20 protein-coding genes are annotated in these 23,596 nt (G+C 69.1%); 13 read left to right on the forward strand and 7 right to left on the reverse strand.

The window, feature by feature from the left end:
• Positions 1–210 precede the first annotated feature (210 nt).
• From KDK95_RS21220 to KDK95_RS21250, 7 genes are all read left to right on the forward strand, one after another.
• On the forward strand, positions 211–1,029 hold the full coding sequence (locus KDK95_RS21220) for an alpha/beta hydrolase (RefSeq protein WP_212519983.1): 819 nt from the start codon (positions 211–213) through the stop codon (positions 1,027–1,029).
• Positions 1,030–1,064: 35 nt separating this feature from the next.
• Positions 1,065–2,036, forward strand: a complete 972-nt coding sequence (locus tag KDK95_RS21225; RefSeq protein WP_212519984.1) for an alpha/beta hydrolase — start codon at positions 1,065–1,067, stop codon at positions 2,034–2,036.
• A 25-nt stretch (positions 2,037–2,061) separates the two neighbouring features.
• Complete coding sequence (locus tag KDK95_RS21230; protein ID WP_212519985.1) at positions 2,062–3,225, forward strand: PucR family transcriptional regulator; 1,164 nt, start codon at positions 2,062–2,064, stop codon at positions 3,223–3,225.
• Between the two features lie 142 nt (positions 3,226–3,367).
• Positions 3,368–3,658, forward strand: coding sequence for a hypothetical protein (locus tag KDK95_RS21235; protein ID WP_212519986.1), 291 nt, complete (start codon positions 3,368–3,370; stop codon positions 3,656–3,658).
• A complete protein-coding gene (locus KDK95_RS21240; RefSeq protein WP_212519987.1) occupies positions 3,655–3,912 on the forward strand; it encodes a hypothetical protein in 258 nt (85 codons plus the stop codon). The genes KDK95_RS21235 and KDK95_RS21240 overlap by 4 nt, the downstream gene beginning before the upstream one ends.
• 1,528 nt (positions 3,913–5,440) lie before the next feature.
• Positions 5,441–6,187 carry a sigma factor-like helix-turn-helix DNA-binding protein gene (locus KDK95_RS21245; RefSeq protein WP_212519988.1) on the forward strand — a complete coding sequence of 249 codons (747 nt, stop codon included), beginning with the start codon at positions 5,441–5,443 and terminating at the stop codon, positions 6,185–6,187.
• Between the two features lie 52 nt (positions 6,188–6,239).
• On the forward strand, positions 6,240–6,524 hold the full coding sequence (locus KDK95_RS21250) for a TMEM175 family protein (protein WP_212519989.1): 285 nt from the start codon (positions 6,240–6,242) through the stop codon (positions 6,522–6,524).
• Here KDK95_RS21250 and KDK95_RS21255 read toward each other — a convergent pair.
• The 6 genes from KDK95_RS21255 to KDK95_RS21280 all read right to left on the reverse strand — a co-directional run bounded on the left by KDK95_RS21255 (position 6,521) and on the right by KDK95_RS21280 (position 13,773).
• Positions 6,521–7,015, reverse strand: coding sequence for a hypothetical protein (locus KDK95_RS21255; RefSeq protein WP_212519990.1), 495 nt, complete (start codon positions 7,013–7,015; stop codon positions 6,521–6,523). The two genes, KDK95_RS21250 and KDK95_RS21255, sit on opposite strands and share 4 nt — an antisense overlap.
• 199 nt (positions 7,016–7,214) lie before the next feature.
• On the reverse strand, positions 7,215–8,861 hold the full coding sequence (locus KDK95_RS21260; RefSeq protein ID WP_212519991.1) for a subtype B tannase: 1,647 nt from the start codon (positions 8,859–8,861) through the stop codon (positions 7,215–7,217).
• A gap of 139 nt (positions 8,862–9,000) precedes the next feature.
• The gene (locus KDK95_RS21265) at positions 9,001–10,635 is read right to left on the reverse strand and encodes a glycoside hydrolase family 43 protein (protein WP_212519992.1); all 1,635 of its coding nucleotides are present in this window, start codon (positions 10,633–10,635) and stop codon (positions 9,001–9,003) included.
• On the reverse strand, positions 10,632–11,555 hold the full coding sequence (locus tag KDK95_RS21270) for a carbohydrate ABC transporter permease (protein WP_212519993.1): 924 nt from the start codon (positions 11,553–11,555) through the stop codon (positions 10,632–10,634). Before KDK95_RS21270 ends, KDK95_RS21265 begins: the two co-directional genes overlap by 4 nt.
• A complete protein-coding gene (locus KDK95_RS36030) occupies positions 11,555–12,439 on the reverse strand; it encodes a carbohydrate ABC transporter permease (RefSeq protein WP_212519994.1) in 885 nt (294 codons plus the stop codon). Before KDK95_RS36030 ends, KDK95_RS21270 begins: the two co-directional genes overlap by 1 nt.
• A 5-nt stretch (positions 12,440–12,444) precedes the next feature.
• Positions 12,445–13,773, reverse strand: coding sequence for an ABC transporter substrate-binding protein (locus tag KDK95_RS21280; RefSeq protein WP_212519995.1), 1,329 nt, complete (start codon positions 13,771–13,773; stop codon positions 12,445–12,447).
• A 289-nt stretch (positions 13,774–14,062) separates the two neighbouring features.
• On the opposite strand from KDK95_RS21280, the gene KDK95_RS21285 reads away from it, so the two are divergent.
• The 4 genes from KDK95_RS21285 to KDK95_RS21300 all read left to right on the forward strand — a co-directional run bounded on the left by KDK95_RS21285 (position 14,063) and on the right by KDK95_RS21300 (position 19,877).
• Positions 14,063–15,055 carry a hydroxyacid dehydrogenase gene (locus tag KDK95_RS21285; RefSeq protein ID WP_212519996.1) on the forward strand — a complete coding sequence of 331 codons (993 nt, stop codon included), beginning with the start codon at positions 14,063–14,065 and terminating at the stop codon, positions 15,053–15,055.
• A gap of 112 nt (positions 15,056–15,167) precedes the next feature.
• Complete coding sequence (locus KDK95_RS21290; RefSeq protein WP_212519997.1) at positions 15,168–16,244, forward strand: LacI family DNA-binding transcriptional regulator; 1,077 nt, start codon at positions 15,168–15,170, stop codon at positions 16,242–16,244.
• Between the two features lie 25 nt (positions 16,245–16,269).
• Complete coding sequence (locus KDK95_RS21295) at positions 16,270–18,699, forward strand: glycoside hydrolase family 2 TIM barrel-domain containing protein (protein WP_212519998.1); 2,430 nt, start codon at positions 16,270–16,272, stop codon at positions 18,697–18,699.
• Between the two features lie 122 nt (positions 18,700–18,821).
• On the forward strand, positions 18,822–19,877 hold the full coding sequence (locus tag KDK95_RS21300; RefSeq protein ID WP_307844532.1) for a LacI family DNA-binding transcriptional regulator: 1,056 nt from the start codon (positions 18,822–18,824) through the stop codon (positions 19,875–19,877).
• A gap of 17 nt (positions 19,878–19,894) precedes the next feature.
• Here the strand turns inward: KDK95_RS21300 and KDK95_RS21305 are convergent, their stop codons facing one another.
• Positions 19,895–20,974: a LacI family DNA-binding transcriptional regulator gene (locus KDK95_RS21305; protein ID WP_212519999.1), complete on the reverse strand. Its 1,080-nt coding sequence runs from the start codon at positions 20,972–20,974 to the stop codon at positions 19,895–19,897.
• A 100-nt stretch (positions 20,975–21,074) separates the two neighbouring features.
• Between KDK95_RS21305 and KDK95_RS21310 the strand changes: the two genes are divergently transcribed.
• Both KDK95_RS21310 and KDK95_RS21315 read left to right on the forward strand, forming a co-directional pair.
• Complete coding sequence (locus tag KDK95_RS21310) at positions 21,075–23,039, forward strand: glycoside hydrolase family 36 protein (RefSeq protein WP_212520000.1); 1,965 nt, start codon at positions 21,075–21,077, stop codon at positions 23,037–23,039.
• Positions 23,040–23,288, forward strand: a complete 249-nt coding sequence (locus KDK95_RS21315) for a hypothetical protein (RefSeq protein WP_212520001.1) — start codon at positions 23,040–23,042, stop codon at positions 23,286–23,288.
• Positions 23,289–23,596: the final 308 nt, after the last annotated feature.

Below are 23,596 nucleotides of genomic sequence, written 5' to 3' on the forward strand. Positions count from 1 at the left end.
CCCGTGCGCATCCCGCACACCTCCCCCCCCCCCACCGCGTCCCTTCTCATGGTTCGGCGTTGTTCGGGGCGACATTCTGGGACTGTTCGCCGTGTATCCCGTGACAATGACGCTGCTGCTTCCCAGCCTCATGATCGTGACCGTCGGTACAGGTGAGAGCCCCGCTGTGGGGATCGGAGGCGGTCTGCGGTGAGTGTCACTGAGCGTGAAATGAGCGAGGTCGGACGGGTGAACGCATCGGGTCTCAAGCCGGTCGCGTTCGTGCACGGGCTGTGGCTGCTGCCCAGCTCGTGGCAGCCGTGGCGGGAGATGTTCGAGGCCGCTGGATACGCGACGCTGGCGCCGGGCTGGCCCGATGACCCGGCGACGGTGGCCGAGGGCCGCGCGCATCCCGAACTGTTCGCACGCAAGCGGATCAAGCAGGTCGCCGACCATCTTCAGGATGTCCTCGAACGGCTCAATGTGCGCCCGGCGCTGGTGGGTCACTCGTTCGGCGGACTGCTCGTGCAGCAGCTGGCCGGGCGCGGCATCGCGGCCGCGACCGTCGCGATTGATCCCGCACCGTTCCGCGGGGTCCTGCCACTGCCGTTCCCGGCGCTGAAGAGCGCTTGGCCGGTGATCGGGAACCCGGCGAACTACCGACGCTCGGTGATGCTCACGCTCGAACAGTTCCGCTACTCGTTCGCCAACGAACTCGGCGCGAACGAGTCCCAGCGCCTGTACGACGAGCTGGTCGTTCCGGCTTCAGGGGTGCCGCTTTTCCAGGCCGCAACCGCCAACGTCAACCCGTTCACCGAGGCCAAAACCGACTCACGCACGCCACGGCGCGGGCCGCTGCTGCTGATCACCGGCGAGAAGGACCACATCGCCGCCCCCGCGATCGCCAAGGCCGCCTACCGCAAGCAGAAGAGGAACAAGGCCGTCACGCGCTACCTGGAGATCCCCGGCCGCGGCCACTCCCTCGTATTCGACCACGGCTGGCGCGACGTGGCCGATCCCGCGCTCGCCTTCATCAAAGAGCACGGATGACCTGGTCGCCACCGAGAAGGATCAAGGAGGATTCCATGTCCGACGCCACCGAGCCGGTCATTCCGGTTCTCGAGAAGGCCGCCGCCGACTTCGCCGCGGCGACCGCGAATCCGCCGTACCTGTTCGACCTCGGTCCAACCGAGGGCCGCAAGGCCGTAGACGAGGTGCAGTCCGGCCAGATCCTCAAGCAGCCGGTCGACGAGCACTGGGTCAACATCCAGGGCGGCCCGACCGGCTCGGTGAACGTCCGCGTGATCCGGCCCGTCGGCACCGTCGGCGAGCTCCCGGTCGTCATCTACATCCACGGCGCGGGCTGGGTGTTCGGCAACGCGCACACGCACGACCGGCTGGTACGCGAACTCGTCGCCGGAGCCGGGATCGCCGTGGTCTTCCCCGAGTACGCTCTCTCCCCCGAGTCCCGGTACCGGGTGGCGATCGAGCAGAATTACGCCGTCGCCCGCTGGGTCGTCACCGACGGCGCGCACCACGGACTGGACGGCACGCGCATCGCCGTGGCCGGCGACTCGGTCGGCGGCAACATGGCCGCAGCGCTCACCTTGATGGCGGCCGAGCGCGGTGATGTCCCGCTGAGGCACCAGGTGCTGTTCTACCCGGTCACCGGCGCCTCGTTCGACACCGGCTCCTACCACCAGTTCGCCACCGGCTACTTCCTGCGCCGCGACGCGATGCAGTGGTTCCGGGACCAGTACACCACCGACCCGGACCGGCGCTTCGCCGTCACCGCGAGCCCGCTGCGTGCGGACCCGGAGCAGCTGGCCGGCCTGCCGCCCGCACTGGTGATCACCGCTGAGGCCGACGTGCTGCGCGACGAGGGCGAGGCCTACGCCGCGAAACTGCGCGCGGCCGGTGTCGAGGTCACTGCGGTTCGCGTGCTGGGCGTTATCCACGACTTCGTCATGCTCAACGCCCTGCGCGAGACCAACGGCGCGCAGCTGGCGATCAGCCTCGCCGTCGACACGCTCCGCAACGCGCTTCATGCGCAGTGACGGGTCCGGCGTACGATCAGGGCTTGTGGACGACGTCGCGCGCCTCGGCTCCGAACTGCTCGGACGGGCCGATCAGCTGGCGGACGCCATGGCCGAGCAGATCCGGAAGGCGGTCCCCGTCTACCAGACGGACACCGTCAATCCGGAGGACTTGCGCGCAGCGTGCCTCGACAACGTGCTCCTGATCTTCTCCCCGATGGCCGGCCGCTCCGCGCGGCCCGCGCTCTCGTCCCGGCAGTACGGCAGGGCGCGCGCCCAGGCCGGATTGCCGCTCGCCGCGGTCATGGACGCCTACCGGGTCGCCGCGCGCTACCTGTGGGACGAACTGGCCCTCGCCGCCGCGCGCACCGAAGTCGGTACTCATGCGGCGCTGGCGGCGGCCTCCGAGATGTGGCGGGTGCTCGACGAGTACACGGCCGCGATGTCCGAGGGCTACCGGGAGGAGATCACCTCCCAGGTCCTCGTGCGCGAGCAGGAGCGGTCGGCCCTGGTCCAAGCGCTGATCCAGGGCCGCCTCGCCGAGACCAGCATCTGGGATGCCGCCGAGATCCTACGGCTACCGCGGAAGGGGCCCTATGCCGTCGTCCTGGCCTCGGCCACCGAGACCGGCCGACATCCGCTGCCGCGCATCGAGCACGATCTTAAAGACCTGGGAATCACCTCAGCCTGGCGACTCGAGCACGACGTGTACGTCGGCGTCGCGAACCTGAAATCGAACCGGCCGCGCTTCGACGACCTGGTCGCGAAGATCGAATCGGCCACGACCGGCCGCGTCGGAATCAGCCCTCAATATCAGGACCTGCGCGAGACGCCCGACGCGCACCGACTCGCCCGCATCGCCCAGCACAGCGCGTACGAAGGGCATCGGGTGGTCGTCTTCGACCGCCACCCGCTCGCGATCGCGGCAGCCACCGCCCCCGAGGTCGGCGCACGGCTCGCGCATACGACTCTGGAGGGCCTCGACTCGCTCCCGGTGGCCGACCGCGAACTGCTGCTGACAACGCTCGGCGCCTGGCTCGACGCCGGCGGCTCCGCCGACCAGGCGGCAAGCAGGCTGTTCGTGCACCCCAACACGATTCGGCACCGGCTACGCCGCCTGGAAGAACGCACCGGACGTTCCCTGACCGACCCGCGCAGCCTCGCCGAACTCACCCTCGCCTTCGAAGCAGACCGGCGACTCGGCAACTGACCTGGACAGACTGACAAGCCTCGAGTTTGGCCGGTGCGGCATTGTGGCCTGAGCACCTCGAAGCATGGAACGTCGATGTGTCGTTGCCGCGTTCAGGCTCAGGTTCGTCGATTGTCAGTCTGAGCCGGTAGCGTGTGGGGGCATGACGACCTCGGCGCTTGAGCACGAGACCCCGCTGCTGTCCATCCTGGCCGTGCGCGACCAGCTCGCGCCGTTCAGCGATCTCGCGCCCTTCGAGCACGACGTGGAGGCATCCATCCGTCGCAGCGCGCGAACCGGCTCGCTTGATGACCTCGCCCAGACGCTGCGCACCTGGCTCGGTATCGCGCTGCAGGCGCAGTGGGCGGCCGAGGGCCGCCTGGTGCGTGGCAGCGAGCGCGAAGCCGCGGTGGACGCATGGATCACAGCGCACCCCGAGTACCTGCACCGGTGAGCCTCTACCGCTGGGAACACGAGGATCCGCAACACCCGGCCACCGAGGGCCTGCCGCCCGAGGCCGTAGCCGCACTGGACGCGCTGATGGACGCGGTGGTCTTCGACCCCATGGACTACGCCCGCTCCCCCACCGAGCCGACCGGCAAGAACGTGCGCCACCTGGCCCTACCCGGCGGCCGCGGACAGGTCAGCATCCTCATCTACGAACCGGACCTGCTGGTCCTGGTGCTGCGCGTGACCTGGCTCGGCTAACCGGCGTCCAGCCGTAACCGGGGCCGCTGTAGAGGCTGTACTTGCCGAAAATCTCGTCCGCGCAGTTCATCCACCGGTTCGGGTCGCGGTCCACGCGTGGGCTCCGCGATGATCGTCGGCTGCGTGTCCACGGTTCGTGTTTCTACCGGCCGTGCGGCAGCCAGCGTGGTTGAGACTGTCGCGCCGCTCCTCCGCCTGGAATGATGCCGCGATCTTAGTGGGCTGGTGTTTGATACGGCCCGCGCCCGAGGGGCTTGAGGCCGACGTTGAAGCGGGCGGCGGCGTACTTGTTGCTCGATCCCGGTGGTCCCGTCCTGGAGCAGGCGCCGCGTCTTTCGGCGAGCTGGTGATCGGCGGCATCGTCGCGCGGAGATTCTGAAACACCCTGGCCGGGTGAGTCTGGCCGATCCGCTTCGCTTCTCCCACGGGGCAGCGCAGATCCGTGCCGACGGCCGGCTCCTGCTGTTCGCCTGGCCGGCTTTTGCGCAGGTCGGTCGCCTGCCGCTCTGAGCGGAGGTCTGTGCGGGAATATCCGTGTCTCGATGGCCGGACGCCTGTTGCGGGGCGCTGCGCGGGGGTTCAGTCTTCTTCTGTAACCGTTTTCGAAAGGATGTCATCCGTTGGGGTTCCGGAGCGATGCCGGCCCAAGCCCTGGCTGGGGAGAACTGACCGATCGCCAGACTTGCCTCGAACGTCATACGCCCTTGTTCGGCGCGGAGGTTATCGGCATCGAAGCATTGCACTCCACTAGGCCGACTACTACCAGGCCGCCTTCTTCTTGACCGTGATGGACACCCATCGGCGAACAGCACTTCACCTTCCACGCCTTCGGCTTGGACACCGAGATTGAGTTCGACGGCAGTTGCACTCTCCACCTCGGCCGGTCGATCCGCCTGACACCAATGAGCACAGTCGTGGTCTGCCACAACGCCACGACGGCAGTGCGCAACATCGACAAGGAGATGCCCATGCCCGGCGAGCACGCAGGCGCGGTCATGCACGGCACGCCGCCGCTGGGCTCGCCTGCGCCGACGGGCAAGCGGCGACGTAGGCATCATCGCCATCTCCCCGCGATCCCGACAGCCGACTCGACTCGTCGCGCCCGGACCCCGGCGGCAGATGGGCCCGCGGCACGCCAGACCCCCGGCGCGGGCCAGCAGGCGATCGCCCGGCACACGCCGGGACCGGAGACGGCGATCCAGCAGGGTCGTTTGGAGCGAGGTCGGGTGGTCTCGCGGATCCAGGCGAGGGCTGCACCCAGCGGGTCCAGTGACTGTGCCCCACCGGCCCCGTCACTGCGGCCGTCCGCACACTCCCAGGTCGAGCGACCGACAATGCCGGAGGTCGCAGGAAATTGGAGCCCGCTGCGGCCTACGGCATCTCCCAAACACCTCGCCCAAGTCCAAATCAGCCCGCACAGTCTCCTCGACTCCGCGCCGGCGGTAGACGAGTGCGCAGGCCGCAGCACCCTAGGCAACACCAGAGGCGCTCACCGCGTGAACAGAAGCATCCGCTTCTCCCCGGCCGGATGCCGCAGGCCCTCGCGCAAGGGGCGCCCGTGATAGGGGAAGAGGATTTCGACGCCTTCTTCGCAGTGTCCTACTCCCGTATCGTCGGCCAGCTGTACGCGATGACCGGTGACTGGGAGGAGGCTCAGGCGGTCGTCTTGGAGGCGTTCATCCGCGCCTGGGACTACCGGTCGCAGTTCGATCTCGAGACGGCGCCGGATTCGTGGGTCCGGATCGTCGCCTGGAATCTGACGGGTTTGCAGTGGCGCCAGGAGTGGGCGCGCCCTGCCGGGGGCACGCCGGCGGGGGCCGGGCGGCTTGGGTTCGTTGACGCGCTGCGTGGGCTCAACGAGGATCAGCGCCGCGCCACGGTGCTGCACTACCTTTGCGATCAGGACTACGAGGACATCGCGGCCGAGACCGGCGTGACGCTCCGCAAAGCGCGGGCACGAGTGATCCGCGGCCGCGCAGCGTTGGACTTTGGGCGCACGAGCGCGCACCCGCACGACGAACTCGTCGAGGAGCTCTACGACTTCGCCAACCTGCACGCGCACGCGCGCCTTTCGGCGCACGGCGTCCGCGAGCGCGGCGACCGGCGAGGACGCAAACGCCAGAACATGACGCTCGGCAGCATTGGGGCGCTGGCCGCCGCTGGCGCTATTGCCGTGGCGCTGCTTGCGGCCAGCCCTAGTGCGCCTCCCGTCGCTGCGTCGGCCAGCCACCATTCGGGAACGCACCACGTCGCGCCGAGTCAGTCGCCGTCCTGAGAGGGCTGGTTCGGTTGCGGCTCGTGTGCCTTACGGCTGGTTCGCTGGAACCGTGGCCATCGCGCGCTCCTACTTCGCCTACCACCATGTCGTGCGCGCTCTCGCGGGTCGGGTCGACCACGTGACCCTGTTCGCCAACCTCTTCCTCCTGGCGACCGTGACCATCATCCTCTTTCCCACACGGCTGCTGGCCACCTTCCTCGCGATGGCCATCGCGTTCGCGGTGCCGTTGGCGTCCGAGCTGCGCGGCATGTCCAGGCAGAGGCTGGACTGGTTGCCGACGATCTCGGGCGCGCTGGTGCCGCCGTCGGGGGCGCCGGAAGTTCCGAGCACTTAGGTGGTGATGCTCCGGGAGGCATGCGCGGCGCCGATGTGCTGCGCGGGCACGGAACGCGAGAGGGGTTGCTCACAAGCTGTCAGGCCGAAGGGGGTCTTGGTCCCGTCGAGATAACCGCGCTGGTAGAGCTTGGCCATCACGACGCGGCGGAGGTAGACGGAGGTTTCGGCCGGCCAGATCGTCTCGGCGTGCAGGAACTTCGACCAGGTCGGCCCATGGCTGTGCTCGGCCCGGAACGCGGTGATCCAACCGAGGGCCGCGCCGCGCCAGGCCTCGTCCGTGACCGTGGCGTCGACGCGCTCCCTCGCGGCGTGCGTGAGCTTATACGTGCGGCTCAGGTCCGTCACCGAGCTCGTCAAAATGATCTCAATGCCGCGCTCGGGCGTGATCTCGGGACACAGCGCGCACTCGACCGCTGCCCGGACCGACGCGTGGATCTGCCTGGCCAGCCGTTGGCGGAACTCCACGTGCGCCGAACTGCGGTCGGCCATTCTTCCTCCTCGATACTTGATACGCGATTCTTGGCAGACGCTTCGCCTGGTCCACGCTTTTGTGGGGCCGCGCCCGGCGGCGTCTCGGACTGAATAGTCGGGAGCGTTTCATGTGCGTTCCCCTGATCGCAGGATCTGCTCGCGGCGGCCAGCGATGACGAGGCAGTTCTATCTCAGCGTTCTTGCGCGACTATTGCCGTCAGCTCGCCGAGTAGCCGGTCAGCTTCTTGATCCAGGCGAACAGGTCGGGTGCGTCGTAGTTGACCGCGTGACCGCCGTCCCAGTAGAGCGCGGAGTCGACCGAATCGCCGAGTCCGCTGGTGGCGGCGGCCAGATTGCAGACCACGGTGTGCGACGTGTTGGTGTCGAGGGTTCCGGTGCGCAGCCACCAGTGCCTGGCGCGGGAGGAGTTCTTGTTCGCCAGGTGGTACATCGGGTTCATCTGGTTGAGCTTGGCCGGCAGGTCGCTGTCGAGCTCGGAGGAGGAGTTGCCGCTCTGGTGGCGCAGGCTGTAGAGGGTGAAGTGGCGCGCGTTGGCCGTGGCGCTGCCGAACTCGATGTTCTCGGCCGCCGACAGGTCGAAGGTGTCGAAGGCGGGGGCGCTCTTCATCCGGGTGCCGACGTGCTCGAGGAAGTCGGCCCAGGTGAAGGATGCCTCGCTGCCGGACCAGGTGATCCAGGTGTTCTTCGCGAGGTACGACGATCTTTCGGAGGACGTCAGTGTGTTCGTCAATGCGTTGGTGGCGCCCGGGATCAGGTACTCCTTCATCATGTACGCGGAGTAGTTGTCGGCGCTGAGCGTGCCGTAGCCGTTGATCCCGGACAGTGCGAGCGAGCTCTGATACGTGGCGAACTGCTCCTTGAGGGTCGCGGAGACGGTCTTGTTGAGGCTGCCGGACTGCAGGCTCAGCGTGCTCCACATCCACTCGTACTGCCCGTCTGCGTGCTCCAGGTCGGTGATCGGCGAGTAGCAGGCGGACAGGAACACGTTGTCGTCCGCGCTGGCCGCGCCGAGGGCGGTCAGGCTCGCCTCGTAGAGCGCGCTGTTGCCGGAGGCGCCGACGAGCGCGGACAGTGCGCCACCCGCGCTGCCGCCTGAGGTGATGATCCAGTCCTTGTTGCCCGGGATGTTCGTGTTGTGGCGCACGTAGCGCAGCGCGGCCTTGAGGTCGACGATCGCCGCGGGGGCCTTGCCGTAGTAGTCGCCACTTGAGTTCTTCAGGTCCCGTCCCCGGCAGCCGGGCTCGATGACGACGTATCCGCTGGCCAGCGCGTATTCACCATTGTCGTAGCTGGTCCAGGAGCTGCCCATCGAGCTGCCCAGGCCCACCGACGAGGCACCGGACGCCGCGCCCGAGGAACCGCTCGGCGCGCCTGAGCCGCTGGGCGCGCCGGAGGAACTCCCGGACGAGCCGCTACTGAATCCGCCGCCGTAGTTGCCACTGGAAGTGCCGCCGCCTTGCGCGGTCGCTCCGTACGTCGAGGAGGAGGTGTATCCGCCCACGTTGATCGCGAACATGATCGGCGCGTTCGACGCGTCGATGGACTTCCCGTCGATCTCGACTGGAACGCTGACGTTGAGGGACTGGTATTTGTAGTCGACCGGGTTCTTCACGTAGACGTTGTTCGGGTAGAACTTGTACTTGACCGTCACCGACCTGCCGCCCACACTCACCGTCTTCGACAGGGTCGTGGGAGAGCTGGCGTCGAAGGTCAGCGAATAGGTCTTGGCGGAACTTGAACTCGAAGTCGACGACGAGGATGACGCTGAACTGGAGCTACATCCAGCGGCCACCGGGATGAACGCCGCGCCGATCATGGTCTTGAGCACTGTCCTGCGCTGCATTAGTATGCCTTTCTCTGGCACTCGCCTGTATCGATCTCGCGCGTGCTCTATATCAGCGGGGACCGGTTCGTATCCCATGAACGAGGCTTCTGCGACCTCTTAGGTCTCCATTAAATTTGGATTTGCGACAGGACGCTGCTCAATCGTCAGACGCGTGTGAGGCGGTGAGGCGGAAGTCGGTGAAATCGGCGGTGAAGGCGCCGTCGACGAGGTCCACGGCGTGGATCGCGGCGAACGCGCCGGTGAAGCGCAGTCTGGTGCCGGCTTCGTCGGACAGTTCGCTGAAGTCGAGGACCGGGCCGATCGGGCACTCGCTTCCGTTGCGGCGCATCCAGAACCGGGCGTCGGCGCCGTCGATGTCCGCGCCGATCGTGACCGGTTCACCGGCCGGTATCTGGCGGGTGGCCTCGATGCGCGTGCCGTGGCGGTCGCGGGTGGTTAGCGTCAGCACGGTGCGACCCTGGTTGCGCCACTGCTGGCCGTTCTGTCGCTCGGTCGCGGGTTCGGTCCAGGTGAGGTCGAGGGTGAAGTAGGCCTCTGTGTTGTACCAGAGCACCAGTCCGGCGGCCTGAGTGTAGGTCGTGGGCGCGGCGTCGACAGTCACCTCGACCCGGCTTCGGTGCTCAGTGATTCTCTGCGCGAGCAGGCTCTGGCCCCACAGGGACTCCGGGCCGTGCCTGCCGCGCAGCCGGATCCATCCGGGACGCGCGGACGTGTCGGACCACGTCTTGTCGACGGGTTCGCGCAACGTGCTCCACGGCCAGCCCGGCAGTTCCTCGTCGGCAGCGTGCACAGGCGGCGGGTCGGCGGCGCCGTCGCGGTCGCCGGGCGGGTCGGGCACCTCGACGTGAACCGCGGGGTGCCAGCCTCCGTGCTTCAGGCGCGGCCAGCCGTCGGCGGCCCAGGCCACCGGCTGGATCGCGGTTTCCCGGCCGAGTGTGCAGCGCGGGCCGCGGGCGGTTTGCACCGGGCGCGAGGCGAGGTGGCTCAGGAACCACTGGCCGTCGGGTGCCCGGACCAGTTCGCCGTGTCCGGCTTTCTGCAGCGGCTGGGACGGGTCGTCCCGGGAGGTCAGCAGAGGTCTGTGATCGGCCTCGTAGGGTCCGGTGATCCTGCGGCTGCGCGCGACCAGGACGCCGTGTTCGTAGCCGGTGCCGCCTTCGGCGAGCAGCAGGTAGAACCAGCCGTCGTGGTGGAGCAGCTTGGGTCCTTCGACGAAGCGCTCGTGCTCCATGTCGCGCTGGAAGACCATCCGGGTCTCGCCGATCGGGCGGAAGGTGTCGTGGTCGAGCTCGGTTAGGACGATGCCGTCGAAGCGGTTGCCGCCGGGGCGGTGGTCGTTCTGCAGGTTCAGCAGCCACAGCCGGCCCTCGTGGTGGAAGAGCGAGGGGTCGAAGCCGTGCCCCGCGACGCGGCGCGGCTCGCTCCATTCGCCTGCCGGGTCGTCCGCGGTGCAGATGTATGTCTCGAGGTTGAAGTACGACATCTGCAAGGAACGGACGACCGCGTAGACGATGAAGAACCGGCGCCCGTCCCAGCTGAGCGCGGGCGCCCAGATGCCGCCGGAGTCCGGAACCCCCGACAGGGAGCCGCCGGGCACGGCGTGCTGCACGTGCCCGGCGAACTCCCAGTTGACCAGGTCGCGGGAGCGGTGGATCGGGATGGTCGGAAACCACTCGAAGGAGCTGGTGGCGACGTAGTACCACGCCCCCGCCCGAATCATCGAGGGGTCGGGGGCGAAGCCGCGGATGACCGGGTTGGTCAGCGTGCTCACTTGATGCTGCCCATCGCCACGCCGGTCTTCCAGTAGCGCCGCATCGCGATCATCACGATGGCGAGCGGGATGATCGAGAACAGCGCGCCGGTGAGCACGAGACCGGTCAGGTCCTGGCCCTCCAGGCGCAGGCCGGTCCAGTCGAACAACCCGAGGGTCAGCGTCCAGTTCTGCTCGCTGCGCAGCATCGTCAGCGGCAGGAAGAAGCTGTTCCAGGTTCCCACGAAGGCGAGCAGGAACACGGTGGCGGCGCCGGTGGTCATCATGCGCAGCACGATGCTGACGAAGATCCGCAGTTCGCCCGCGCCGTCCAGGCGCGCGGCTTCCAGCAGCTCCCGGGGGATCGCGGACTCGGTGTAGATCTTCGCGAGGTAGACGCTGAACGGGTTGACCAGGCACGGCAGAAGTATCGCCCACGGGGTGTCGACCAGCCCCCAGGAGGAGAACAGCAGGTAGAGCGGGAGGGCGAGCATCGCGGACGGCACCAGGAACGAGCCGACCACGCACGCGAACACCGCCTTCTTGCCGGGGAACTCGAACCGCGCGAGCGAGTATCCGGCCGCCATCGCCACGATGGTGCCGCCGAGGGATCCGACGCCCGCGTAGAGGAACGAGTTCGCCATCCAGCGCAGGAAGATTCCGCCGTCATAGGTGAACAGGATGTGCACGTTCTGCCACAGGTGCATGCCGGAGAACCACAGGCCGTTGGTCTGGTACAGCCCGGCCTCGTCCTTGGTCGAGGCGACGATCAGCCACCAGACCGGGAAGACGCTGTAGAGCGCGAACAGCGCAAGACCGGCGAGCACGAACCGGTCCGAGCGCTTCCGGTTGCTCCGGCTCGGCGGGCGCGTCTGGGCTGGGGCCGGGGCGGCCTTGCGGATCACCGGACCCTTGGGCCGCGCCGCGGTGTTCGTCGGCATCAGGCGACCTCCCTGGACGTGAGCTTGTAAAACAGGAACGAGGCCACGCCGAGGATCAGCGCAAGGATGACGGACAGGGCGGCGGCGTAGTTGTAGTTGCCCGCGTTGAACGCCTCGTTGTAGATGGCCATGATGGGCGTGAAGGCGCTGGTGACGGTCTGCGGCGTGACCTCGCGGAAGATCATGGGCTCGTTGAAGATCTGCAGCATCCCGATGATCGAGAGCATGCCGGTCAGCACGAGGGCCGGACGCACCGCCGGAATCTTGATCTTCGTCGCCAGGCGCAGCTCTCCGGCGCCGTCCACGCGCGCGGCGTCGAACAGTTCGCGCGGCACGCCTTGCAGGGCGGCGTAGATGATCAGCATATTGTAGCCGATGCCGTGCCAGGTCAGCAGGTTGCCGATGGACGGCCAGACCATCGCGGGCGAGAAGAAGTTCCAGGCGAAGCCGAACAGGCGCCCGAACGGGGTGAGGGGGCCGACGTCGGGGCTGTAGAGGTTGACCCAGACGATGGCGGCCACGATGCCGGGGATCATGTAGGGCACCAGCAGCATCGGCCGGAACCGGGCGGCGACCCGGGCGCTGGCCGCGTCCAGCAGCAGCGCCATCAGCAGGGCGACGGCGAGCATCAGCGGGATCTGGATGCAGGCGAACAGGAACACCCGGATGAGCGCGCTGCGGAAGTCCGGATCGGTCAGGCCTTGGCCGTAGTTGCGCAGGCCCACGAACTCGGTCGTGGAGCCGCCGAGGCCGAGCCCGGACTGCTGCACCGAGTACAGGGACTGGTAGACGGCGTAGCCGATCGGGATCAGGAACAGGAAGATGAAGCCGACCAGGAAGGGCGCGGAGAAGGCCGCGCCCTTCCAGCGGAGTGAGCGGGTCACTGGTTTTAGCCTTCGACGTTGATTCCGCGGGACTTCAGGTCCGCTACCGTCCACTGCTGCATGTGCGCGAGCAGGGCGGTGAGGGTCTCCTGCTTGGTCAGCACCTTCGCCCACCCGTCGGCGAGCTCGGCGTACATCGCCGTCCAGTCTGGGCCGAAGGTCCAGTCGGTGGTCACGGTGGAGAGGCTGTTGACCACCACGGTCTTGGCGGCGTCGTAGTTCGTGCCGAGCAGCTTCTGCGAGATGGTCTCGCCGACCAGCGAGGCGGTGCCTGCGAGCGCGGGCATCAGGGCGTCGCCGGTGGTCGGGCTGGCCATCGTGTTCACGGCGCTGGTGTCGGTCGACAGGTACAGCGCGAAGGTGGCGGCGTCGGCGGCGTCCTTGCACCCGGAGGTGACGAGGGTCAGCCCGCCGCTCGAGTTGGTGCCCGCCGGGGTCTTCGCGCCCTCACCGGCGAACTCCGGCCACACCGACAGCGCCCACTGCCCGTCGGACTTCGTGAAGTTCTTGACCATCCCGCCCATCTGCCAGGTGGAGATCTGCCGGGTGACCGTGCCGCCGTTGTCGAAGTTGCGCTGCACCGCCGCGTAGTCCGCGAAGGAGAGCTGTGAGTCGAGGCCGTCGTCGACGATCTTCTGGATGACCGCGGCCGCCTTCTCGGTGCCGGCGTCCTGGAAGTTCACCTTCCAGGAGTTGCCGTCGATGCTGTACCAGTGCCCGCCGGCCTGCATGGCGAGAGTCTCCAGCGTGCTCGGGTCCTCGCCGGCGTAGTTGGTGATGTAGATCCCGTGCGCCTTGAGCACCTCGCCGTCGGCGATGAACTGGTCCCACGTGGTCGGCGGGGTCAGCCCGTACTTCGCGAACACGTCGGTACGGTAGATCGTGAACGCGGGCGCCGAACTGGTCGGCACGCCGTAGACCTTGCCGCCGACGTTCGCCCCGGCCCACGCGCCGGCGTTGAACTCGGACTGGTGGGAGGCCACGTACTGGCTGATGTCCTGGACTTCGCCCTGGGAGACCAGCGTCGTCAGGTTCTCGGCGGTGCTCTGCACGAGGCACGGGGCGTTGCCGGCCTTAACGGCGTTGCTCAGCTGCTGCAGGTACGCGGCGGAGGTGACCGTCGTGTACTTGACCTGGATGTTCTTGTGGCTCGCGTTGAACGCGGCGACCACGGCCGGCTGGCCGTTGGCCCAACCCCAGAAGTTCAGCACGGCGGGCTTCGCCGCGGAGCCCGTCTGGCTGCTCGACGGGCTCGATGTGCTGCTGCACCCGCTGATCAGCCCGATGCCGACCGCGAGCAACGCTGCTGCCGTGCGGCATGTCTTAGGGATCATGCTCGGAATCCTGTCTGTAGGAAGAAGAGGGCCCAGGCGTCTCCAGAGCGGCCGACGCGTTCGGCGGCAACAGGTTGAGCCCAGGAAAGCGATAGAGACCGGTCTCTGCGAAGGTAGAAGATGAGTGGCGTGCGCCACAAGACGCCGTTACGGATGCGTTACCAAAGGTGTCAGCCGGGAGCCTTTGGTGGCCTTTTTCATGAGAGGCCGAGGCTCTTGACCGCGCCCGGGAGTGCTCCTTACGGTAGAGACCGGTTTCTTTTTGTGTCGTCGGATTGAAGGACTGTCGATGCCTGCACGCCTGAAGGCGTTGTTCGCCATGAGCCCGGAGCACCTCCCCCTGCTCTTCCCCGAGCCGGTGATGGCGCGCCTGACCTCTCTGGTGGACATAGACCCGGGCCTGGTCGCCCACTCCTTCGCCGACGCCGCGTCCGCCGCCGCGCTCGCCGACGCCGATGTGCTGATCACCAGCTGGGGCTGCCCGCCGCTCGAAGCCGACGTGCTGGCCAGAGCGCCGAGGCTCACCACGCTCGTGCACGCCGCCGGCTCCGTGAAGTACCTGGCCAACCTCGCCGCGCGCGAGCGGAACCTGGCCATCTCCTCAGCCGCGGACGCCAACGCCGTCCCGGTCGCCGAGTACACGCTCGGAGCGATCCTGCTGGCCGGCAAGGGCGCCTTCGAACTGAGGGAGAGCTACGCGCGCAACCGCGGGTTCGTCATCGCGCAGGTCGAGCCGGGCGTGGGCAACTACGGGCGGCGCGTGGGCATCGTCGGCGCCTCGCGCATCGGCCGCCGGGTGATCGAACTGCTCCGACCGCACGACCTCGAGGTGTGCGTCTACGATCCCTACGTCCAACTCGACGACGTCCGGCAGGTCTCGTTGGGCGAGCTGCTCGAGACCTGCGACGTGGTCAGCCTGCACGCGCCGCTGACCGCCGAGACCCGGCACATGATCGGCGCGGACGAGCTCGCCCGGATCCGCGACGGCGCCGTCCTGATCAACACGGCACGCGGCGAACTGGTGGACACCGTAGCGCTCATCGCGCAGCTTGAGACCGGCCGCATCTCGGCGCTGCTGGATGTGACCCATCCCGAGCCGCTGCCGGCCGACTCGGTCCTGTTCGACCTGCCGAACGTGTTCCTGACCCCGCACATCGCCGGGTCGCAGGGCAACGAACTGGCCCGGCTCGGCACCGCGGCGGTCGACGAGGTCGAGCGGCTGGCCGCGAACCTGCCCCTGGCGCACCGGGTAGACCTCGAGACGCTCGGGCGGGCCGCGTGACCCCTCCGACCGGCGCGGGCGTTGGGGCCCGCGCAACGCGCGCGCTAAGTTTGCCGCGTCAGACGCAGGCCATTGCGTTCCCGGGGACGAGCAGCGGCGAGGAAGATCCAACGTGGCCAGAAGAGTGAGCAGCACCGAGACCGAGCGCGCGACGATCCGCGATGTCGCCGCGCGGGCCGGAGTCTCGCCGGCGACCGCCGCCCGCGTCGTCGCCGGCGACTATCCGGTCGCCGCGGCGACCCGCGCGAAGGTCCAGCGGGCGATGCGCGAGCTCGACTACGTGCCGAACGCGCAGGCCCGTGCCCTGGCCAAGGGCGGAACCAAGACGGTCGCGTTCCTGGTGGACGACATCACCGGCCCGTCGTTCGCCTATGTCGCCAAGGCCGTCGAGGAGCAGGCCGCAGCCGAGGGAAGACTGTGCATGGTCTGCACCACCCACGGCGACCCGGCCCGCGAACTGGCGATCCTGGAAACGATGCGCGAGCACAGCGCCGACGCGGTCATCCTCGTCGGCAGCGGCTGGCTCGACGAGGCGCACCGGTCCAGGCTCGTCTCCTTCGCGCACGCCCTGGACAAGTCCGGATCCCGCCTGGTGCTGGCCGGCCAGCCCCAGTTGGGCCCCGACGTGCCGGCGACGGTCGTCGAATACGACAACACCGGCGGCGCCTACGCCATCTCCAGCTACCTGCTCTCCCTCGGACACCGCCGCATCGCCTTCGTCGGCGCCGACCGCCCGGACGAGGCGCCGAGTACCACCAAGGCCGGGCGCCTCGGCGGCTTCGTGCGCGCGCACGAGGCGCACGGCGTCGAGCACGACCCCGAGCTCGTCGTGCCGTCGGAGTTCACCCGCGAGATGGGCGCGCGCGCCACCAAGCGGCTGCTGGCCACGGGCCGGGAGTTCACCGCCGTGTTCGCCGCCACCGACATGGTCGCCGCCGGGGTGCTCGCCGTGCTGCGCGAGGCCGGCCTGCGGGTACCCGAGGACGTCTCCCTCGTCGGATACGACGACATCCCCCTGGCACTCGACCTCTGGCCGCCGCTGACCACCGTGCACGTGCCGACCGAGGAGCTCGGGCGCGCCGCGGTGCGCCTGGCCCTGCACCCCGAAGAGCCCCAGCACCTCGTGCTGGGCACCCATATCGTCATCCGCGGCTCGGCCGGACCGGCGCCCGGCCCGAGCCGCGGATGACCACACGCGGAAGAGAGTCAACTCGATGACCATCGAGTCGTTCAACACCGGCTGGACCGTCCGGACGCAAGCGAGCGTCTTCGAGCAGGTCGCGGGCCCCAGCGTCGAGCCGCCGCCCGTCACCCTGCCGCACGACGCGCTGATCTCCCAGGAGCGTGCACCGGAGAACGGGCCGGGCCGCGCCTTCTTCCCCAGCGGCTGCTTCCTGTACGAGAAGGCGTTCGAGGCGCCGGAAGAATGGCGCACCAAGCGCGTCGCGGTCGAGTTCCAGGGCGTGTACCGCGACGCAGCCGTCTTCGTCAACGACGTTGCCGCCTACCACCGTCCGTACGGCTACTCCTGGTTCCAGGTCGAGCTCGACCCCTACCTGCGCTACGGCCAGACGAATACGATCCGGGTCGAGGCGCGATCGCACTTGGACTCGCGCTGGTACACCGGCGCGGGCATTTACCGCGACACACGCCTGATCGTCTGCGAACTCGTCCACATTGCCTCCCACGGTCTGCGGGTGACCACGCCGGACATCGACGCCGAACGCGCCGTGGTCGAAACGGCCGTCGAGGTGCGCAACGACGGGCTGAGCACCGAAACCGTCGAGCTGACGGTGCAGATCAGCGACGAGACCGGCGCCGTGGTGGCGGCCGGATCGGCCCCGGTGACCACGCGGGCCGGGCACTCGACGACGGCCCGCGTGCGCACCTATGTCTACGAGCCGAAGCTGTGGAGCCCCGACACACCGCACCTCTACACGGCCACCGCGACTCTGCGGGCGGGCGAGATCCCGATCGACACGCGGCGCACCGGATTCGGCGTGCGCACGCTGCAGGTCGACCCGCGCCACGGACTGCGTATCAATGGCGAAAGCGTGAAGCTGCGCGGAGCCTGCGTCCACCACGACAACGGCATCCTCGGCGCGGCCGCGATCGGGCGGGCCGAGCAGCGCAAAGTCGAACTGCTCAAGCAGGCCGGCTTCAACGCGATCCGCTCAGCGCACAACCCGCTGAGTGACGCGATGCTCGAAGCCTGCGACCGCGTCGGGATGCTCGTGATGGACGAGGCGTTCGACGTGTGGACCGTGCCGAAGTCGCAGAACGACTACACGCTTGCCTTCCCCGAATGGTGGGAGCGCGACATCGAGGCGATGGTCGCCAAGGACCTCAACCACCCCAGCGTCATCATGTACTCGATCGGCAACGAGATACCCGAGACCGGCGACCGGCTCGGAGCCGAACTCGGCCGACGCCTCGCCGAGAAGATCCGATCGCTCGACTCGACCCGGTTCGTCACCAACGGCATCAACGGCATGGTCTCGACCTTCGATGAAGTCGCGAAACTCGTGCGGGAGACCCGCCGCGCGAACGATGCCAACCCCGACGCGGGCGTCAACGAACTCATGGCCGCGGAGCGGCAGATGCAGCATGAGCACAACATGTCCCAGGTGGTCACCGACCGCACTGCCGAATCCTTCAGTGTCCTGGACATCGCCGGCATCAACTACGGCGACTCGCGCTACGAACTCGACAAGAAGCTGTTCCCCAACCGCGTCATCGTCGGCTCCGAGACCTTCCCGCGCCGCATAGCCGAGGCCTGGCCGATCGTGCTCGCCAACCCCCACGTGATCGGCGACTTCACGTGGACGGGGCTCGACTACCTCGGCGAGGTCGGCGTCGGGCGCGCCCAGTACACCGACACCCCGCACCGCTTCGAGGCCTCGTTCCCCTGGATCACCGCGTGGTGCGGCGACCTCGACATCACCGGATACCGCCGGCCCGCCTCGTACTTCCGCGAGATCGTCTTCGGCCTGAGCACCGAGCCGTACATCGCCGTGCAGGACCCGGACAGCTTCGAGCGGACCCGGACGGACGCGCCGTGGTCGTGGAGCGAGTCGATCGCGAGCTGGACCTGGGCGGCCAAGCCCGGCACCCCGATCCGCGTCGAGGTCTACAGCGACGCCGACGAGATCGAACTGCTCCTGGACGGCGAGATCATCGCTCGACGCCCGGTCGGCGAGAAGGAGGCGCTGACCGCGCTGTTCGATATCGCGTACCAGCCCGGCGAACTGGCCGCCGTCGCCTACCGCGACGGGCGCGAGACCGGCCGGCGCGCGCTGCGCTCCGCCGACGGCGCGACCCGGCTGACGGCGACTGCGGAGCGGGCCGCGCTGGAAGCCTCCGACTCCGACCTCGCCTACATCGCCATCGAACTGCGCGACGCGAACGGCACCCTGGTCACCTGCGACGACCGCCGGGTCCGCGTCACGGTCGAGGGCGCCGGAATCCTCCAGGGCCTCGGCAGCGCGCGCCCGGACAACACCGAACGCTACGACAGCGCGGAACACACCACGTTCCACGGCCGCGCCCTCGCCGTCGTGCGACCGACCGGAGCAGGATCGATCACCGTGAGCGTCGAAACCGACGGTCAGGAGCCGGTCCTGGTGCGGTTGAGCGCCATCTGAGCACGGCCGCCCCCGAACCTTTGCGGTAGTAAACGTTTTCAGACGCTACTGTCACACGGTACGCTTCATGAAGGCGATGATCGAGTCGGGCCCCGGCGCCCGCTCACCGTGAGGAGGGCGGCGTGGCGGACGGCCAGGAGGCGGTTCAGGCGACGATCCGCGACGTTGCGGACCGGGCGGGGGTGTCGATGGCGACGGTCTCCCGGGTGATGACCGGCAGCCAGCCGGTCTCCGCCGACCGGCGCGCGCGGGTGCTGCGCGCCGTCGACGACCTCGACTACGTCGTCAACTCGCACGCGCGATCGCTGTCCGGGACGGCTATCGAGATGGTGGCGATCGTCCTCGAGGACATCACCGGGCCCTCGTTCGCAGCGGTGGCGCGCGGCGTGGAGCAGGAGGCGGCCGCCCGCGGGCGCCTGAGCCTGATCTGCGCCACACACGGCGACCCGGAGCAGGAACTGCGGATGGTGGATCTGATGCACCGCCAGCACGCGGCCGCCGTCATCCTGGTCGGCGCGGCCCAGGACTCGGAGTACTACCGGGTGCGCACGGCCCGGTACGCCCGCTCGCTCGACTCAGTCGGCTCGCGCCTGGTGCTGTGCGGGCGACCGCCTCTGGAGGAGGGGATTCCGGCCACCGTCGTCGAGTACGACAACGAGAACGGGGCCTTCGCCGCCGTCAGCCACCTGCTGTCCGCCGGGCACCGCAAGATCCTGGCGCTGCCCGGCGCCGAGCACTACTCGACCGCCGAGGGACGGCTGGCCGGGTACCGCAGGGCCCTGGAGGCGCACGGCGTCGGGTTCGACCCCAAGCTCGTGATCCGCGGGGACTACACGCGCGCCTCCGGCGAGCAGGCGGCGCGGCGACTGCTGGCCGAACACCCGGAGGTGACCGCCGTGTTCGCCGGCTCCGACGAGGTCGCGCTCGGCCTGATGGACGTCGCGCGCGAGGCCGGGACCAGCCTGCCCGACCGCCTCTCGATCGTCGGATACGACGATGTCCCCGCAGCCGGGGCGGTCTTCCCCAAGCTGACGACGGTCCACGTGCCCTACGAGCAGATGGGGCGCACGGCGGTGCGCCTGGCCCTAGAACGGTTCGGCGCCGGCGCCGAGGATCGTGTGGTGCTCGGCACGCACCTGAAGGTGCGTGCCTCGGTCGCCGCACCGCACGCGTTGTAGCGGCGGGGGCGCTTCGGTCAGCGCGGCGGCGGGGCCACCGACTGCCGCACGACCACGTGCGTACCCAGAACGACGTGCTTGTGCTCCCCGCGCACACCCGGCTCACGTTCCAGGGCGAGCCGCGCGGCGGACCGGCCGATCTCCTCGTAGGGCACATGCACCGTGGTCAGCTTCGGCGTCAGGTCCCGCGCGAGCGGGATGTCGTCGTAGCCGGCGAGGGAGACGTCCTCGGGCACGCGCAGCCCGGCGGACCGCAGCGCCTCGAGCGCGCCGGCGGCGACCACGTCCGAGCCGGCGAAGACCGCAGTGAACTCGACCCCGCGCTCGAGCGCCTGGCGTACCGCGCGCGCGCCCTCGCCGTATTCGTAGGTGGTGTGCACGACCAGGTCCGGCTCGACGCTCATACCGTAAGCCTCGAGCGCCCGCGTGTATCCGGCCAGCCGGATCGAGGCGGTGGTGTAGCCCTCGACGCCCGGCAAGATCAGGATCCTGCGATGCCCGGCCGAGAGCAGGTGGCTGGTCATCGCGAAGGCGCCGCCCTCGTTGTCGTAGTCGACCGTGATCGCCGGAACCTCGGGAGGCAGCGGCGGGCGCCCGCAGAGGACCAGGTGCGAGCCCGCCGCGTTGAGGGACTTGGCGTAGCGGGCCATCCGCTGCTGGTGTTCGGCGAGGTCGGAGGCGCCGCCGATGAGGATTACCGCGCCCGCGCCCTGCTCGCGCATCAGGTTGACCATGGCCGCCTCCCGTGCCGGATCGAGATCCGTGCTTCCCACCAGGGTGAGGCTGCCGCGGGAGGCGGCCTCCTGCTCCACGCCCTTGGCCGCGTGCGCGAACGATGCGCCGGTGATGTCGCCGATCAGCATCGCGATCGACAACTGGCCGGCCCCGGCCAGCGACTTGGCGTGCGCGTTGGTGACGTAGTCCACCTCCCGCACCACCCGCAGCACCTTGGCGCGCAACTGCTCGGAGACAGGATGGCTGCCGGCCAGCACCCGGGAGACGGTGGCCACCGACACCCCCGCCTGGGCCGCGACGTCACGGATGGTGCTGCGCCGGGCTTTCGCGCCGTTCGCCTCGTGGTTCCGGTCACCTGTCACCGCTCCATCCTCTCAGTCTCACCGCGGGCGGAGCATCTGGCGTCGCCGCGCAACACATAGTATGTTTTCGAAAACGGTTACACACAAGAAGGAGCCTCCCGTGCATCCGATCGCCCCCGCCGCCGAGCGGACCACGCGCCTGGCCGGGACGCGGGCCTGGATCGATTGGCAGGCGCCTGCCGACGCGCCGGTGCGCATCGCTGAATTGGGCGTCGGCCGCTCGAGCTTCGCCGGTGGCGGCGAGGGCGAGGAGCGGTGCGTCGCGCTGGTCGGGATCGAGACGCTCGGCGGCGGGAAGGTCGGCACGGCCGGCAAGCGGCACGTCGACGGCGTCGCGGGCCAGCGTCTGCGCTATCGCTCACACCGGCAGTCCGCAAGTGGCGACGTGCACCGCCTCGAAATCGAGCAGGCGGACGACGAGGCCGGGCTGAGCGTACGCAGCATCATCGAGCACCGCGACGGGATCGACGCGTTCCGCTTCCGGCACGAGCTCACGTTGGACGCGGCCGCGAAGCAGCCGACGCCGCTCGCCTACATATCCTCGTTCGCGCTCGCGGGACTGCCGTGGACGAGCGATGCGCGCCTGTGGACGGCGGCCAACCCGTGGAGCGCGGAGCACCGCTGGCGCGCGGCCCCGCTGTCCGGGTACGGCCTGCACGACTCCGGCATGCACCGCTACGGCCAGCGCGGCACGAAGAACCGGATCGCGATCGGCTCGGCGGGCGCCTGGTCGAGCTCCGAATACCTGCCCATGGGCGCGCTCGAGTACGGCGAGGGCGAGCGCGTGCTGCTGTGGGAGGTCGAGCACAACGGCGCCTGGCAGTTCGAGATCGGCGACCGGGTCGGCGGACTCTACCTGAGCGTCGCGGGCCCGAGCGATCCCGAACACCAGTGGCACCACTACCTCGGGCCCGGTGAGACCTTCGCGACCGTGCCGGTGACTGTCGTGCTCAGCGACACCGGGATCGAGGGCGCGGCGGCGCAGGCCACCGCGCACCGCAGAGCACTGCGGCGTCCGCATCAGGACCACGAGACGCTGCCGGTGGTCTTCAACGACTTCATGAACTGCCTGATGGCCGACCCGGACACGGAGAAACTGCTACCCCTGGTCGAGGCCGCGGCTGCGGCCGGCGCCGAGGTGTTCTGCATCGACGCCGGCTGGTTCGACGACGATCCCGGATCAGAGCCCGGACCCGGCGGCGTGCCGGGCTGGTGGGACTCGATCGGCGCATGGCGCGAGTCCGCGAAGCGCTTCCCCGGCGAACGGGGCCTGGCCGAGGTGATCGACCGGATCCGGGATCTCGGGATGGTGCCGGGTCTGTGGCTGGAACCGGAGTGCGTGGGCGTGCACAGCCCGACCGCGGACGCGCTGCCCTCGGCGGCGTTCTTCCACCGCGACTGGCGGCGCGTTTCCGAATGGGGCCGGCATCAGCTCGACTTCGGCAACGCGAGCGCGCGGGCGTTCGTGGACGAGCGGATCGACGAGCTGATCGCGCGGTACGGCCTCGGATACCTGAAATTCGACTACAACATCGACGCGGGCATCGGCACCGACCTGAACTCCGACAGCGCGGGAGACGGACTGCTCTCGCACAACCGCGCGTACCTGGTGTGGCTTGAGAAGCTCCTCGAACGCCACCCCGGTTTGACGATCGAGAACTGCGCGGCCGGCGGCAGCCGCACGGACCAGGCGCTGCTCTCACGGCTGCCGATCCAGTCGCTCACCGACCAGCAGGACCACCGGCTCATGCCCCCGATCGCCGCCGCCGCGCCCTTGGCCGTGCCGCCGGAACAGGGCGCGGTGTGGGCGTATCCGCAGCCTGAGTTCACCGACGCGGAGAACACGTTCACCCTTGCCAGCGCGCTGCTTGGCAGGGTGCACCTGAGCGGCCGAATCGACCTGCTCGACCCCGCGCGGGCGGCACTGGTCAAGCGCGCGATGGATGTCTACAAGTCCTACCGGCACGTCCTGCCCACCGCGATCCCTCGCTGGCCGCTCGGGCTGCCCGCCTGGGACGACGGACTCGTCTGCCTCGCCCTTGAGGCCGCCGACGGTGACTGGTAAGTGCTCACCTGGCGCCGGGAGGAGCGGATCGGCGGCGTGCACCGGATCGCGATTCCGCTGCCGGACCTGGGACCCGCGCACGTTGAGGTCCTGTTCGCCGGCGACGCCGCGGACCCGAGACCCGCGTGGGACGTGCAGGACGGCGTACTCGAGATGGACCTGGGCAAGCTCGACTCGGTACTGGTGCGCCTGTCCCGCCGCGTCGACGTCTCCGGTGCGGTGCCTGCGCAGTACAGGCCCGTCGCCTGAGCCGCAGACGAGCCTGACCGCTGCATCGAAGCTCGCGCGCACTCCCCCTCCCCAGGTGCGCGCAGTGACCGCTACGCGCTGGTCCGCACGCCCGCGCGTAGCGTGCGGCGCCCCCGTCCGGGTCGCCGAACGCGTCCGGGGTGGTGCCCGCCGACGATCGGCGGGCACCACCCCGGACAGCGCGCTCCTGGAAGGTTCTGATCGGGCGGCTCCGGGGGCCGCGGGGTGCTCCAAATCCCCGCGGCCCCCGGAGCCGATGACGGTCGGGCCCGGAGCGTGCGCGCGTACCCGCGCGCGAGCGGAGCCAG

The organism is Actinospica acidithermotolerans, from assembly GCF_018139625.1.
Classification (GTDB): Bacteria; Actinomycetota; Actinomycetes; order Streptomycetales; family Catenulisporaceae; genus Actinospica; species Actinospica acidithermotolerans.

Coding starts and splice junctions, on each gene's coding strand:
- KDK95_RS21270 (WP_212519993.1), bottom strand. CDS start 11,555: ATGCCGACGAACACCGCGGCGCGGCCCAAGGGTCCGGTGATCCGCAAG.
- KDK95_RS21295 (WP_212519998.1), top strand. CDS start 16,270: ATGACCATCGAGTCGTTCAACACCGGCTGGACCGTCCGGACGCAAGCG.
- KDK95_RS21225 (WP_212519984.1), top strand. CDS start 1,065: ATGTCCGACGCCACCGAGCCGGTCATTCCGGTTCTCGAGAAGGCCGCC.
- KDK95_RS21235 (WP_212519986.1), top strand. CDS start 3,368: ATGACGACCTCGGCGCTTGAGCACGAGACCCCGCTGCTGTCCATCCTG.
- KDK95_RS21255 (WP_212519990.1), bottom strand. CDS start 7,015: ATGGCCGACCGCAGTTCGGCGCACGTGGAGTTCCGCCAACGGCTGGCC.
- KDK95_RS21245 (WP_212519988.1), top strand. CDS start 5,441: ATGCCGCAGGCCCTCGCGCAAGGGGCGCCCGTGATAGGGGAAGAGGAT.
- KDK95_RS21260 (WP_212519991.1), bottom strand. CDS start 8,861: ATGCAGCGCAGGACAGTGCTCAAGACCATGATCGGCGCGGCGTTCATC.
- KDK95_RS21285 (WP_212519996.1), top strand. CDS start 14,063: ATGCCTGCACGCCTGAAGGCGTTGTTCGCCATGAGCCCGGAGCACCTC.
- KDK95_RS21220 (WP_212519983.1), top strand. CDS start 211: ATGAGCGAGGTCGGACGGGTGAACGCATCGGGTCTCAAGCCGGTCGCG.
- KDK95_RS21280 (WP_212519995.1), bottom strand. CDS start 13,773: ATGATCCCTAAGACATGCCGCACGGCAGCAGCGTTGCTCGCGGTCGGC.